Source organism: Burkholderia sp. USMB20, assembly GCF_000949135.2.
In the GTDB taxonomy this organism is placed as follows: domain Bacteria; phylum Pseudomonadota; class Gammaproteobacteria; order Burkholderiales; family Burkholderiaceae; genus Burkholderia.
In genome coordinates this window covers 123,062-135,775 of the sequence record NZ_JTAN02000005.1, presented here as the reverse complement: position 1 = coordinate 135,775, position 12,714 = coordinate 123,062, and the positions used below count along the sequence as shown (strand labels likewise).

Sequence of the window (12,714 nt, the reverse complement as noted above, 5' to 3'; positions counted from 1 at the left end):
GACGGGGCGGCGAACCGAGCACAAAATCCGAGGAAAAGAATGAATAGTGCCTATCTTTATGCGGTTCATTTGCTGTCGGCGTTCGTGCTGCTTTTCGTGTTCGCGGCAGTGTACCTGAAGGTCACCCCGTTCGACGAACTGGCCCTGATCCGCGACGGCAACGCGGCCGCGACGCTGTCGTTCGGCGGCGCGCTGGTCGGCTTCTGCCTGACGCTCGCGTCCAGCATCGCGCACAATTCGACGCTCGGCGAAGTCGTGCTGTGGGCCGTCGGCGCGATGGCCGTGCAGCTTGTCACCTACGCGGTGCTGACCCGCCTGATTCCCGGCATGAACCATGCGATCGAGGATCGCAACGTCGCGATGGGTGGCCTGATGGGCACTGCGTCGCTCGTCGTCGGCATCATCAATGCCGCCTGCCTGACCTGACGCGCCACGCGTCCTGGGAGACCGACATGAGTCTGGGTTCGTTTATCCGCAAGCAGTTCATCGACGTCCTGCAATGGACGGAAGACACCGACGGCGTGCTGGCCTGGCGCTATCCGATGGAAGACCAGGAGATCCAGTACGGCGGCCAGCTGACCGTGCGCGAAACGCAGGTCGCGATCTTCGTCAACGAAGGCAAGGTCGCCGACGTGTTCCAGCCCGGGCTGTACAAGCTGGAAACGCGCACGCTGCCGGTGCTCACGTACCTGAAGAACTGGGACAAGTTCTTTCAGTCTCCTTTCAAGTCGGATGTCTACTTCTTCAGCACGCGGCTGCAGCTCGGCCGGCGCTGGGGCACCGCGCAGCCGGTGACGATCCGCGATCGCGAATTCGGCTTCGTGCAGCTGCGCGCGTTCGGCATCTACTCGTACCGGATCGTCGATGCGGCCGCGTTCCACCGCGAGGTGAGCGGCACGCGCGCGCAGTACACGGTCGACGATCTCGAGCAGCAGCTGCGCAACCTGGTCGTCACCGCGATGAGCACGACGTTCGGTTCCGCCGACGTGCCGTTCGTCGACATGGCCGCGAACCAGACGCTGCTGTCGCAACGCGTCGCCGAGGCGCTGGTGCCGGTGTTCACGCGCTACGGCCTCGCGCTCGATGCATTCGCGGTCGAAAGCGTGTCGCTGCCGGCCGAGCTGCAGAAGGCGCTCGACCTGCGGATCGGCGCGGGGATGGCCGGCGATCTCGCCCGCGCGACGCAATACCAGACGGCGCAGGCGATTCCGCTGGCCGCGCAGAACCCGGGCGGCATCGCGGGGGTCGGCGCGGGGCTCGCGGCCGGCGCGGCGATCGGGCAGGCGATGGCCGGCCAGATCGCGGGCGCCGCGCAACCGGCGCCGGCCGCACCGGCCGAAGGGACCGATTACGTGCAACGCCTCGAACAGCTGAAGGCGCTGCTCGACAAGGGCCTCGTCACCGAAGAGGACTATGCGCGCGCGAAGGCGGACATCCTCGCGAAGCTCACCCGGTAAGCGTCACGCATGTTCAGTACTTCGTGCCCCCAGTGCGGCGCGCCGGTCGAGTTTCGCTCGGCGGCGGCGGTGATGGCCGTCTGCGCGTTCTGTCGCAGCACGCTGCTCAAGCGCGGTGCCGACGTCGAGCGCATCGGCGAGCTGGCCACGGTGCTCGACGACGCGTCGCCGATCCAGATCGGCACGGCCGGGCGCTACGGCAAGCGCACGTTCACGGTGCTCGGCCGCATCCAGATGACCTACGACGCCGGCGCGTGGAGCGAGTGGTACGTCGTGTTCGACGACGGCGCGTTCGGCTGGCTGTCGGATGCGTCGGGCCAGTATGCGGTCACGGTGCGCGAGCCCGACGATGCGTCGGGCGGCGCGTGGCCCGCGTTCGGCACGCTCGAACCGGGCATGCGGATCGACCACGGCGGCCGCGCGTATCTCGTGTCCGACGTGCGCACCGCGCGCTGCACGGGCGGCGACGGCGAGTTGCCGTTCCGCATCGATGCGGGCTGGGAAGCCCGCGTCGTCGACCTGCGCACCGGCAACGCATTCGCGACCTACGACTATTCCGACGCCGACGCGAACGGCGGGAGCCCGGCCGTCTACAGCGGCGAGGCGATGGAATTCGACGCACTCGCATTCACGGGGCTGCGCGATACCGACAACGACACGCGGGAGAAACGGGGCGCGCAGATGGTGCCGTTCGCGTGCCCGAGCTGCGGCGCGCCGCTGTCGTATGCACCGAACCTGGCCGACTACGTCGTGTGCGGCAGCTGTCACGCGGGCGTGCAGTGCACGGCCGAGCAGCAGACCGTGTTCGCCGCGCAGCGCAAGCTCGATGCGGTGAAGGGCGCGCTGGAACTCGGCGCGACCGGCACGTTCGACGGCGTGAAGTACACGGTGATCGGCATGATGCGTTGCCGCGTGCCGGGCGACGACGAGACGTGGGACGAATACCTGCTGCTGAACCCGAAACGCGGCTTCCTGTGGCTCGTGCAGAGCGAAGGGCGCTGGGATCGCGTGCAGGTGCTCGATCACTGGCCGACGATCGGCGGCGAGTCCGACGTCATCGACGAAGGCAAGACCTATCGACTGCGCGAGACGTACGACTCGGAAGTCGTGTACGTGGTCGGCGCGTTCAACTGGCGCGTGCAGATCGGCGACCGCACGTCGATCACCGACTACGGCTGGCAGAAGGACAAGCTCACGCGCGAGCGCAGCGCCGCGGAAATCGTCTGGTCGCGTGCGCGGCCGTTGTCGGCCGGCGCACTGGCCGAACGCTTCGCGACGCTGGCGCTCGCGACGGCAGCGGTTGCGTCCGCAACGGGTTCCGCCGGGGCGTCGACGGGCCTGTTCGGCGCGAAGCAGCCGCATAGCTTCGCGCCGCTGCCGATCGTGTTCAGCGCGATGCTCGTGATCTTCAACCTGGGTTCGCTGTTCTCGTTCAGCGGCCGCTCCGTCTACGTGCTGATCGGCCTGCTCGTGCTGTGGCTGCCGGAATGGCTGTGGAAGGGCTTCGCGTCCGACGGGGGCAACTCGTAATGCGTTACATCCTCTACGGACTTTACGGGCTGATCGTCGTCACGCTGTTCAGCTGCGCGTCGCTCGGCGGCAGCGGTTCGGGCGGCAGCGGGTGGGGCAGTTCGTCGGCGCGCAGCGGCTATTCGTCGTACGGGTCGCACAAATGACGGCGCGAGACGATATCGCCGCGCCGCGTGCGACGCTCGGCTCGCACGTGCTGGCCGATCTCGCCGGCATCGACGCGGCACTGCTGCGCGACGCCGCGCGGCTCGAGACGATACTCACCGACGCCGCGCAGCAGGCCGGCGCACGCGTGATCGGCGCGCATTTCCATCATTTCGGCGGTGAGCATGGGGTGACGGGTGTCGTGCTGCTCGCGGAGTCGCACATCACGATTCATACGTGGCCGGAGCACGGCTTCGCGGCCGTCGATGCGTTCATGTGCGGCGCCGCGCGCGCGGCCGAGGCGGTCGATGCGATCGCCGCCGCGCTCGGCACGCACGCGCAGGTCCGGCAGCAGGTGGCGCGCGGCGTCGCATGAGCGGCCGGGGCGACAGCGGTGGTCGCGCATGCGACGACGCGCTGCACCGATTTCGCGAACCGCTTATGATCGTGCGGTACGACGTCCCCACGCAGAGGCCTCCATGCACATCGCCATCCTGACCTTCGACGGTTTCAACGAACTCGATTCGCTGATCGCGCTCGGCATTCTCAACCGGGTCAGGCAGCCGGGCTGGCGGGTGTCGATCGCGAGCCCGACCGCCCGCGTGCGCTCGATGAACGGCGTGACGATCGACGCGCAAGCGTCGCTGCAGGACGCCCGCGACGCGGACGCCGTGCTGGTCGGCAGCGGCGTGCGGACCCGCGACGTCGTCGCCGATGCCGCGTTGATGGCGCAATTGCAGTTCGACCCCGCGCGGCAGTTGCTCGGCGCGCAGTGCTCGGGCACGCTCGTGCTGGCGAAGCTGGGCTGGCTCGGCGATGTCCCCGCGTGTACCGACCTGACCACGAAGCCGTGGGTGCAGGAAGCCGGCGTGGCCGTGCTCGACCAGCCGTTCGTGGCCAACGGAAACGTCGCGACCGCCGGCGGGTGCCTGTCGTCGCAGTATCTGGCCGCGTGGTTCATCGCGCGTCTGGCCGGCATCGAGGCCGCGCGCAGTGCGATTCACTATGTCGCGCCGGTGGGCGAGAAGGACGATTACGTGTCGCGCGCGATCGCGAACATTTCGCCGTTCCTCTGATGCGCGCGGCGTCGCGCGTCAGTGCGGCAGCGCTTCGGCTTCGGCCCAACGCTTGAACGAGTCGAGACGCCGGCGCGTGTGCACGAGATAGAACGCGCCGATCAGCGGTTCGAGCAGCCAGCGCAGCCAGGACGGCTGCGCACGGAAGTGATACGTGAACTTCACTTCGGTCGTGCCCGGTGTGTGCTCGGTGAAATTCCAGCTGCCGCTGAAGCGTTCGAGCACCTTCGGCCCGTCGACCATTTCGACGGCCGCGACCTGCGGCGGACGGTACGAGATGTAGCGCGACACCATCGTCGCGCCCGACTGGCTGCGGCAGAACGCATCGACGCCGACGTCGGCCGTCATCCCGTCGGGCAGGTACGCGTCGGCAAGGAAGCTGTCCCACACGAGCCGCCGCGCGTAGTCCTGCGACCACGTGAAGAGGCGTCTGCGATCGACGCCGACGATCCGGCTGACTGAGATCCTCATGATGGGTAGCAAGCGCAACGCTGTAATCGGGATGAAATCGAGTGTAACCCGCCAAAGCCGCGCAATTCTTCAGACTTCGTCAAGTCGAGCGCGCGCTCGATTGACCTTCTCCGGGAATTCCCCTACGATCGATTCCATGCCTTCGGGAAAGACCCGAAGCGTTTCAATCTCTTGAGGGAGCCTCATGAGTACGCAACAGAACCGGCGCTTCGACGCGCTCGTTTTCATTGGTCGTTTCCAGCCTCCGCATCGTGGTCACCTGAACGTGCTGAAGTCCGCACTGAGCCGGGCCGAGCGCGTATGCGTGCTGATCGGATCGACCGACAAGCCCCGCACCATCAAGGATCCGTTCTCGTTCGACGAGCGCCGCCAGATGCTGGCTTCGCTGCTCGAGCCGTCCGAGCGCGAGCGCGTGACGGTCGCGCCCGTGCAGGATACGACGTACAACGACGGCGACTGGGTGCGCTGGGTGCAGGATGCCGTGGCCGCCTCGCTCGGCGAGGTCGCGCAGCGCAGGGTCGGGCTGATCGGCCACGAGAAGGACGCCACGTCGTATTACCTGCGGATGTTCCCGCAATGGGAGCTCGTCGACGTCGATGCGACCGAAGACATCTCCGCCACCGAAATCCGCGATCAGTACTTCGCCGAACGCACCAACAGCTTCGTGCAATGGGCCGTGCCGGAACCGGTGTTCGGCTGGCTCGAACGTTTTCGCACGCAGCCGGCATTCGCACAGCTGAAGGCCGAGGCCGAGTTCATCGCCGGGTATCGCAAGGCGTGGTCGGCCGCACCGTATCCGGTCACGTTCGTGACGGTCGACGCGGTGGTCGTGCACTCGGGCCATCTCCTGCTCGTGCGCCGGCGCAGCGAACCGGGCCGCGGCCTGTGGGCGCTGCCGGGCGGGTTCGTGAACCAGGACGAACGGCTCGACGCGGCCTGCATCCGCGAACTGCGCGAGGAGACCGGCCTGAAGCTGCCGGAGCCCGTGCTGCGCGGCTCGATCAAGGATCGCCAGGTATTCGATCATCCGACGCGTTCGCTGCGCGGCCGCACGATCACGCACGCGTGCCTGTTCAACTTCCCGACCGGCGAGTTGCCGCGCGTGAAGGGCAGCGACGACGCCGACAAGGCGCGCTGGGTGCCGCTCAACGAATTCGCGCAGATGCGCAACGTGATGTTCGAGGATCACTTCGAGATCGCGTATCACTTCCTGGGGAAGCTGTGACACGCTGATTCCCCGGATTCCGGTCCGCCGCGACAGACGCGGCGGCACTTCAACGGCCTAGAGGAGCTCTAGCCATGCAAAACGATCCCGGCGGCTTTGCCGCGGTTCTCGCCAATCCGATCCTCAACACGGATTCGTACAAGGCTTCCCACTTCCTGCAATACCCGCCCGACGCGCAGGCGATGTTCTCGTACGTCGAGTCGCGCGGCGGCCGCTATGACCGCACGCTGTTCTTCGGCCTGCAGATGTTGCTGAAGGACTATCTGTGCCGGCCGGTCACGCACGCGATGATCGACGATGCGCGCGATTTCTTCGCGGTGCACGGCGAGCCGTTCAACGAGGACGGCTGGCGCCATGTCGTCGAGCACTACGACGGCTACCTGCCCGTCAGGATCCGCGCGGTGCCCGAAGGTTCGATCGTGCCCGTGCACAACGTGCTGATGACCGTCGAATGCGACGACCCGAAGGTGTTCTGGCTCGCGTCGTATCTGGAGACGATGCTGCTGCGCGTGTGGTACCCGGTGACGGTCGCGACGCGCAGCTGGCACCTGCGGCAGACGATCCGCCGCTTTCTCGAGAAGACCGACGACGATCTCGCGCAGCTGCCGTTCAAGCTGCACGACTTCGGCGCGCGCGGCGTATCGAGCGCCGAGTCGGCCGCGATCGGCGGCGCGGCACACCTCGTGAGCTTCATGGGTTCGGACACGGTGCTCGGCGTGCTGGCCGCGAACCGCTTCTATCGCGAGCCGATGGCCGCGTACTCGGTGCCCGCGGCCGAGCACAGCACGATCACGTCGTGGGGGCGTGAGCACGAAGCCGATGCGTACCGGAACATGATCGCTCGCTTCGGTTTGCCCGGCGCGATCGTGTCGGTCGTGTCGGACTCCTATGATCTGTTCGCCGCGCTTGAACTGTGGGGCGGCCCGCTGCGCCAGGCGGTGATCGATTCGGGCGCGACGCTCGTCGTGCGTCCCGATTCGGGCGACCCGGTGCAGATCGTGCTGCAGACCGTGCGCGCGCTCGACGCTTCGTTCGGCTCGACCGTGAACGGCAAGGGGCGGCGCGTGCTGAATCGCGTGCGCGTGATCCAGGGCGACGGCGTCGACGAGCTGTCGATCGACGCGATCCTGTCCGCACTCGACGACGCGGGTTATGCGGCCGGCAACGTCGTGTTCGGGATGGGCGGCGCGCTGCTGCAGCAGGTGAATCGCGACACGCAGCGCTTCGCGATGAAGTGCTCGGCGATCCGGCGCGGCGACGTGTGGCACGGCGTGAGCAAGGATCCGGTTACCGATCCGGGCAAGCGCTCGAAGCAGGGCCGGCTGACGTTGCTGCGCAGTCGGCGCACGGGTGAATACCGGACGGTGACGCTGCCGGTCGCGTGGGACGATCGCGCGCTGGAAGGCGAGTGGGATGACGCGCTCGAAACGGTGTTCGATACCGGGCGGATGCTGGTCGATACGACGTTCGCCGAGGTGCGGGCGAGGGCGCACGCAGGGGAGGCGTGATCGGGCGACCGGGGCGGCGGCGTGGCAACGTCAGCCGCCACCCCGTTCGCGCTCAGGCGACGCGGGCGACGAGGGCGTGCAGCACGGCGTCCGCGTCGATTTCGTCGCGGAAATCGTGGCGACCGGCAAGTAGCGCGCTCGCCCGCCGTCAACGTTCGCCGGCGAGCGCGCGCCCGTTCGTGTCCGGTTGCGCGATCGCGTGCTCCGACATCCGCGCCGCCTCCATCGCCCGCCCGAGCGCATCGAACACCGCCGGCCCCTTGCAGCGCGACACGTTGAAGCGCATGAACGACGTTGCGCCGTGCGACGCACTGAACACGTTGCCCGGCGCGAGCACCACATCGTGGTCGAGCGCATGGCGCGCGACGCGCGCGGCATCGAGCCCGTCGGGCAGCTCGGCCCACACGAACAACCCGCCGCGCGGTTCCGTCCAGATCCCGAGCCCGGCGCGCGCGAGCCGCCGGATCGTTTCGCCCATCGCATCGGCCAACTGCATACGCAGGCCGTCGAGATGGCGCCGGTAGGTGCCGTCGACCAGCAGCCGGTGCACGACGTTCGCGCCGATCTGCGCATTGCCGAACGACGTCGCGAGCTTCAGGTCGACGAGCGCGTCGATCCATTCGGGGCGCGCGGCGATGTAGCCGCAGCGGATCGCGGCCGACAGCGTCTTCGAGAAGCTGCCGATCGACACGACGCGCGAGAGCCCGTCAAATGCCGCGAGGCGCGGCGCCGGCGTGCTTTCGAAATCCGCGAAGATGTCGTCCTCGACGATCAGCAGGCCGTGCTCGGCCGCGAGCGTGAGCAACCGGTGCGCGACCGGCGGCGCGAGCGTCGCGCCGGTCGGGTTGTGCAGCGCCGCGTTCGTGATGTACAGGCGCGGCCGGTGCTCGGCGAGCACCTGTTCGAAACGCGCGAGATCGGGGCCGTTCGGCGTATACGGCACGCTGACGATCCGCGCGCGATGCGCGCGCAGCAGCGCCTGGAAGTTGAAGTAGCACGGATCGTCGAGCACGACGGTGTCGCCCGGCTCCAGCAGCAGCCGGCACACGAGATCGAGCGCGTGCGTGCCGCCGTCGGTCAGCATGATCTGCGCGGGCTCCGCATGAACGCCGTGCTGCGCGAGCCGCCACGCGAGTTGCTGGCGCAACGCGGGCAGCCCGAGCGGTGTCGCGTAGTCGGTCAGCGCGTCGGGTTCGTCGCGGGACACCGCGCGCAGCGCACGTCGCAGGCTCTCGTCCGGCAGCCACGACGACGGCAGCCAGCCGCAACCGGGCTTTACCGAGCCGGGCGCCGCCTCGAGCGACTGGCGCGACAGCCACAGCGGATCGAGTTCGCGATCGAGGCGCGGGCCGAGTTCGGCGAGCGCAAGCGGCGGCGCATGGCCCGACACGTAGAAGCCGGAGCCGCGCCGTGCGACGAGCACGCCTTCGCTCGCGAGCCGCTCGTAAGCGTCGACGACGGTCGATTTCGACACGTGCAGCGCGTCGGCCATCATCCGGATCGACGGCACGCGCGCGCCGGGCATCAGCGCGCGGCTCGCGATCCGCGCGCGCAGCGTATCCATCACGGTTTCCACGCGCGTGCGCGACGGCGCGGGCGGAGCAGGGTCTTGCACGGAACGGCTCATGGCGGGAGGGAACTGTACGGCCGGTTGTCCAGTACAGTTTGTCCGAATTGTATTGGGCTGTAGCTTACGCGCTTTTCGCGGGCGGCGGATCATCGGTCATCCACCTTGTTCCGACCAGGATTTCCCGTGCAAAAGACGACCGACGGATGGCTCAGCGGCCTGCTGGGCGTGATCATCTTCAGTGGCTCGCTGCCCGCGACGCGCATCGCGGTGCAGGGGCTCGACCCGCTGTTCCTCACGTTCGCGCGCGCGACGATCGCCGGCGTGCTCGGCCTGATCCTGCTCGTCGCGCTGAAGCAGAAGCGGCCGACGCGTGTCGAGACCGCGTCGCTCATCGTCGTCGCGCTCGGGGTCGTGGTCGGTTTTCCGCTGCTGACCGCGCTCGCGCTCAAGCACGTGACGTCCGCGCATGCGATCGTGTTCGTCGGGCTGCTGCCGCTCGCGACCGCGCTGTTCGGCGTCTGGCGCGGCGGCGAACGGCCGCGGCTGCCGTTCTGGGTCTTCTCGCTGGTCGGCAGCGGCGCGGTGGCCGCGTTCGCGCTGCGCAACGGCGGTCGAGCGTCGGTGGCGGGCGATGCGCTGATGCTGGCCGCGATCGTCGCGTGCGGGCTCGGCTATGCGGAAGGCGCGCGACTGTCGCGCCAGCTCGGCGGCTGGCAGGTGATCTCGTGGGCGCTCGTGCTGTCGCTGCCGGTGATGCTGCCGCTCGCGGGGTTCACGTGGCCCGCGACGTTCGACGGCGTCGACGCCGCCGCGCTGTGGGGGCTCGCGTACGTGTCGCTGTTCAGCATGCTGATCGGCTTCGTGTTCTGGTATCGCGGCCTCGCGCTCGGCGGGATCGCGGGCGTCGGCCAGTTGCAGCTGCTGCAGCCGTTCTTCGGTTTCCTGCTCGCGGCCGGGCTGCTGCACGAGACGGTGCCGCCGTCGATGCTCGTCGTGACGGTCGTGGTCGTCTGCTGCGTGGCCGGGGCGAAGTATTTCTCGAAGATGGCGCTGGTGCGGCGCGCGGGCTGATTCACGCGCGGAGCGGTCGCGCGACGACGTGACGGGTGCCGCCCGTGCGCCGTCGCGCGTGCGCCGTTTACCCCATCACCACGTTCGCGAGCCGGAACTGGTACGCGGTCGCGGTCGTGCCGCCACCGCCGCCCGTCATCACGATGTCGGCGCTCTTGATGCCGAGCAGCGACAGTTCGGTGTTGATGTCGGACAGCACGGCCGAATTCATCACCGCGCCCTGTTCGATCTGCGACGCGGTGCCGATCCACAGCGTCGGCTTGAACTCGAACACGGCCTTCTGGCCCGGCACGATCCCCGTCTTGTGCGCGAGCAGCCGGTTGTCCTTGAAGACCGACGCGGTGATCGCTCCCTGGCTCAGGTCGTTGCGCAGCTGGATCTCGCGCGACGTCGGGGCGGGGCCGGCGAGCGCGAGCACGTTGCCCGACGTCGAGCGCGACACGTTGAAGACCTGTCCGTTGTCCGCGCGCTTTTGCGGCATGTAGTTGCCGTCGGCATCGCTCGCGGAGACGGTCGTCAACAACGGGAACACGAACGGATGGTTGTCGCCGCGTCCGCAGTTGGTGATGACCTTCCACGCGATCGCGAGCTCGTCGAAGTCCGTCGACACGTTCTTCTGGAAGATCACGATCTGGCTGTTGTTGACGTCGTTCGACAGGTTGACGAAGTTGAGATTGATGTCCATGAGTCACCTTGATTCGATTCGGATAACTGATTGAACGGGCGCCGGCCGTGCATCGCCGGCGCACGGACCGTTACGCCATCACCACGTTTTCCAGCCGGAACGTGAACGGCGTCGAGCGCGGGCCGGGGCCGCCGCCGGTCATCACGATGTCGGCGCTCGCGATGCCGAGCAGCGACAGTTCCGTGTTGATGTCGGAGATCACCGCGGAATTCATCAGCGCGCCCTGTTCGATCTGCGACGCGACGCCGATCCAGATCGTCGGCTTGAACTGGAACACCGCCTTCTGGCCCGGCGCGACGGAGGTCTTGCGCGCGAGCGCGTTGCCGTCCTTGTAGATCGTCGCGTTGATCGCACCGGCCGGCAGGTCGTTGCGCACCTGCACCTCGGAGCTCGCGCCCGGGTCGCCGCCGAGCTGCAGCACGTCGCCCGAGCTGGAGCGCACGACCTGGAACACCTGGCCGTTCGCCGCGACCTGCTGCGGCATGTAGTTGCCCCAGCTGTCGCTCGCGCTCACGCTCATCGTCATCGGGAACTTGAACGGATGGTTGTCGCCCTGGCCGCAATTGCGGATCACCTTCCACGCGATCGCGAGTTCGTCGAAGTCGGTCGCCACGTTCTTCTGGAAAATCACGACGCTCGAGTTGTTGGCGTCGTTCGAGCGGTTGATCAGGTTCAGTTGGATATCCACGTCGTTGCTCCTTGAGTTTGAAAAAACGGCAGTCGGTCTGCCGCACACCTTTCCCGCCGGCCCGGCCGCGAAGCCGTGCCGTCAAGCCGGTTCAAGCCGTGTCGGGCGGCACTACGCGCGCACGATGTGTTCGAGCGCGAACGCGAACGGCTGCGCGTCGGTGCCGGTGCCGCCGCCCGTCATCACGATGTCGGCCGCGGCGACGCCCGCCAGCGGCAGCATCGTGTTCGCGCTCGACATCACCGCCGCGTGCAGTGCGCGGCTTTCCTGTACCTGCGACGCCACGCCGATCCACAGCGTCGGCGTGAAGCGGAACACCGCCTTCTGCCCGGGCGCGACCGCTTCCTTCACCGCGATCAGCCGGCCCGCGCTGAACGCGTTGACGTTCACGGCGCCGCGCCGCAGCCGATTGACGATTTCGATGTCGCCGCCCGGCGCGTCGGCCGGGTCGGGCACGAGCCGACCGCGTCCGGTCGGCTGCGCGTCGATCACGAAGCGCACGCCGGCGGGCGCCGTGACGCGCGGCGAGAAGTTGCCGTGCTCGTCGCCGAGCGCGACGTCGATGTCGGTCGAGTAGTCGAACGGATGGAAGCAGTCGCGTCCGCAATAACGGATCACCTTCCACGCGATCGCGAACGTATCCAGATCGGGGATCACGTCGCGCTGGAACAGCACGACCTCGCTGTTGCCGCAGTCGTTCGAGCGGTTCACGAAGCGGAGCTTGATGTTCATGATGCTTGCTCCTCATCCGGCGTGCCGCGTTCGTCGCGCAGCGTGCGGTCGGCCCACTGCGCGAGCGCGGGCGCGACGCCGTTCGCGAGCGACGCGACGTGCAGCGCATGCGCACGCGCCTGCGCCTGCAGGTCGCCGGCGAAGCGCCCGAGCGCCATCGCGGCATCGGCCGGGCCGCGCGTGCGGCCGAGATCGTCGAGGTATTGCGCGGCCGCGTCGGCCATCGCGCCCGCGTGCTGGAGGTGGCTCTGCGTGAAGCGCGTCGCGAGATCCGCGTTCAGGGCCGCCAGCTCCTTGACCGCGGCGGCCGAACTGCCGAGCCCGAACCGTTCGAGCTGGCCGCGCCACAATGCGTCGGTCGCGGCCTGGCATGCATCCGTGTAGCGATGGCCGGCGAGCAGCGCGGTGTGCGCGAACGCGCGCCACGCGGGGCTGGCGGACGTGCCGCCGGTGCCGGTCGTCTGCGCGGCGAGCTTGCCGAACAGCTGGAGCGCGTCGGCGTGCGCGCGTTCCCATTGGGCGATGAACGTGGAGAACATGGCGATTCCTCTTGAAGA

The 12,714-nt window shown here is 68.2% G+C and carries 15 protein-coding genes; 9 read left to right on the top strand and 6 right to left on the bottom strand.

Annotation, left to right across the window (positions count from 1 at the left end):
• Positions 1-39 precede the first annotated feature (39 nt).
• The 6 genes from PL79_RS08465 (at position 40) to PL79_RS08445 (ending at position 4,207) form a co-directional block, all read left to right on the top strand.
• Positions 40-426 (top strand): DUF350 domain-containing protein, encoded by a 387-nt coding sequence (locus PL79_RS08465; protein ID WP_014898735.1) that lies wholly within the window; start codon positions 40-42, stop codon positions 424-426.
• Positions 427-452: 26 nt separating this feature from the next.
• The gene (locus PL79_RS08460; protein ID WP_044848956.1) at positions 453-1,457 is read left to right on the top strand and encodes an SPFH domain-containing protein; all 1,005 of its coding nucleotides are present in this window, start codon (positions 453-455) and stop codon (positions 1,455-1,457) included.
• Positions 1,458-1,466: 9 nt separating this feature from the next.
• On the top strand, positions 1,467-2,987 hold the full coding sequence (locus PL79_RS08455) for a DUF4178 domain-containing protein (protein WP_044848957.1): 1,521 nt from the start codon (positions 1,467-1,469) through the stop codon (positions 2,985-2,987).
• Positions 2,987-3,133 carry a hypothetical protein gene (locus tag PL79_RS36090; RefSeq protein WP_170296473.1) on the top strand — a complete coding sequence of 49 codons (147 nt, stop codon included), beginning with the start codon at positions 2,987-2,989 and terminating at the stop codon, positions 3,131-3,133. The genes PL79_RS08455 and PL79_RS36090 overlap by 1 nt, the downstream gene beginning before the upstream one ends.
• Positions 3,130-3,507 carry an adenosylmethionine decarboxylase gene (speD, locus tag PL79_RS08450; RefSeq protein WP_044848958.1) on the top strand — a complete coding sequence of 126 codons (378 nt, stop codon included), beginning with the start codon at positions 3,130-3,132 and terminating at the stop codon, positions 3,505-3,507. Before PL79_RS36090 ends, speD begins: the two co-directional genes overlap by 4 nt.
• 103 nt (positions 3,508-3,610) lie before the next feature.
• Positions 3,611-4,207, top strand: coding sequence for a DJ-1/PfpI family protein (locus PL79_RS08445; RefSeq protein ID WP_044848959.1), 597 nt, complete (start codon positions 3,611-3,613; stop codon positions 4,205-4,207).
• An 18-nt stretch (positions 4,208-4,225) separates the two neighbouring features.
• Here PL79_RS08445 and PL79_RS08440 read toward each other — a convergent pair whose 3' ends face one another.
• Positions 4,226-4,678, bottom strand: coding sequence for a type II toxin-antitoxin system RatA family toxin (locus tag PL79_RS08440; protein WP_044848960.1), 453 nt, complete (start codon positions 4,676-4,678; stop codon positions 4,226-4,228).
• Positions 4,679-4,862: 184 nt separating this feature from the next.
• On the opposite strand from PL79_RS08440, the gene PL79_RS08435 reads away from it, so the two are divergent.
• Positions 4,863-5,903: a bifunctional nicotinamide-nucleotide adenylyltransferase/Nudix hydroxylase gene (locus PL79_RS08435; protein ID WP_044848961.1), complete on the top strand. Its 1,041-nt coding sequence runs from the start codon at positions 4,863-4,865 to the stop codon at positions 5,901-5,903.
• A 74-nt stretch (positions 5,904-5,977) separates the two neighbouring features.
• Positions 5,978-7,411 (top strand): nicotinate phosphoribosyltransferase, encoded by a 1,434-nt coding sequence (locus PL79_RS08430; RefSeq protein WP_044848962.1) that lies wholly within the window; start codon positions 5,978-5,980, stop codon positions 7,409-7,411.
• 148 nt (positions 7,412-7,559) lie between these two features.
• Here the strand turns inward: PL79_RS08430 and PL79_RS08425 are convergent, their stop codons facing one another.
• Positions 7,560-9,038 (bottom strand): aminotransferase-like domain-containing protein, encoded by a 1,479-nt coding sequence (locus PL79_RS08425; protein ID WP_044848963.1) that lies wholly within the window; start codon positions 9,036-9,038, stop codon positions 7,560-7,562.
• A gap of 126 nt (positions 9,039-9,164) precedes the next feature.
• Between PL79_RS08425 and PL79_RS08420 the strand changes: the two genes are divergently transcribed.
• Entirely contained in the window at positions 9,165-10,052 is an 888-nt protein-coding gene (locus tag PL79_RS08420) for a DMT family transporter (protein WP_044848964.1), read from the top strand.
• Positions 10,053-10,119: 67 nt separating this feature from the next.
• Here the strand turns inward: PL79_RS08420 and PL79_RS08415 are convergent, their stop codons facing one another.
• The 4 genes from PL79_RS08415 to PL79_RS08400 all read right to left on the bottom strand — a co-directional run bounded on the left by PL79_RS08415 (position 10,120) and on the right by PL79_RS08400 (position 12,696).
• Entirely contained in the window at positions 10,120-10,737 is a 618-nt protein-coding gene (locus PL79_RS08415) for a hypothetical protein (protein ID WP_044848965.1), read from the bottom strand.
• Positions 10,738-10,807: 70 nt separating this feature from the next.
• On the bottom strand, positions 10,808-11,425 hold the full coding sequence (locus PL79_RS08410; protein ID WP_044848966.1) for a hypothetical protein: 618 nt from the start codon (positions 11,423-11,425) through the stop codon (positions 10,808-10,810).
• A 111-nt stretch (positions 11,426-11,536) separates the two neighbouring features.
• Positions 11,537-12,157 (bottom strand): hypothetical protein, encoded by a 621-nt coding sequence (locus PL79_RS08405; protein ID WP_044848967.1) that lies wholly within the window; start codon positions 12,155-12,157, stop codon positions 11,537-11,539.
• On the bottom strand, positions 12,154-12,696 hold the full coding sequence (locus PL79_RS08400; RefSeq protein WP_044848968.1) for a hypothetical protein: 543 nt from the start codon (positions 12,694-12,696) through the stop codon (positions 12,154-12,156). The genes PL79_RS08405 and PL79_RS08400 overlap by 4 nt, the downstream gene beginning before the upstream one ends.
• Between the last annotated feature and the right edge of the window lie 18 nt (positions 12,697-12,714).

Excerpts from the sequence above, each read along its gene's own strand:
- PL79_RS08465 (WP_014898735.1), top strand. The coding sequence starts at position 40 with ATGAATAGTGCCTATCTTTATGCGGTTCATTTGCTGTCGGCGTTCGTG.
- PL79_RS08460 (WP_044848956.1), top strand. The coding sequence starts at position 453 with ATGAGTCTGGGTTCGTTTATCCGCAAGCAGTTCATCGACGTCCTGCAA.
- PL79_RS08455 (WP_044848957.1), top strand. The coding sequence starts at position 1,467 with ATGTTCAGTACTTCGTGCCCCCAGTGCGGCGCGCCGGTCGAGTTTCGC.
- PL79_RS36090 (WP_170296473.1), top strand. The coding sequence starts at position 2,987 with ATGCGTTACATCCTCTACGGACTTTACGGGCTGATCGTCGTCACGCTG.
- speD (WP_044848958.1), top strand. The coding sequence starts at position 3,130 with ATGACGGCGCGAGACGATATCGCCGCGCCGCGTGCGACGCTCGGCTCG.
- PL79_RS08445 (WP_044848959.1), top strand. The coding sequence starts at position 3,611 with ATGCACATCGCCATCCTGACCTTCGACGGTTTCAACGAACTCGATTCG.
- PL79_RS08440 (WP_044848960.1), bottom strand. The coding sequence starts at position 4,678 with ATGAGGATCTCAGTCAGCCGGATCGTCGGCGTCGATCGCAGACGCCTC.
- PL79_RS08435 (WP_044848961.1), top strand. The coding sequence starts at position 4,863 with ATGAGTACGCAACAGAACCGGCGCTTCGACGCGCTCGTTTTCATTGGT.
- PL79_RS08430 (WP_044848962.1), top strand. The coding sequence starts at position 5,978 with ATGCAAAACGATCCCGGCGGCTTTGCCGCGGTTCTCGCCAATCCGATC.
- PL79_RS08425 (WP_044848963.1), bottom strand. The coding sequence starts at position 9,038 with ATGAGCCGTTCCGTGCAAGACCCTGCTCCGCCCGCGCCGTCGCGCACG.
- PL79_RS08415 (WP_044848965.1), bottom strand. The coding sequence starts at position 10,737 with ATGGACATCAATCTCAACTTCGTCAACCTGTCGAACGACGTCAACAAC.
- PL79_RS08405 (WP_044848967.1), bottom strand. The coding sequence starts at position 12,157 with ATGAACATCAAGCTCCGCTTCGTGAACCGCTCGAACGACTGCGGCAAC.
- PL79_RS08400 (WP_044848968.1), bottom strand. The coding sequence starts at position 12,696 with ATGTTCTCCACGTTCATCGCCCAATGGGAACGCGCGCACGCCGACGCG.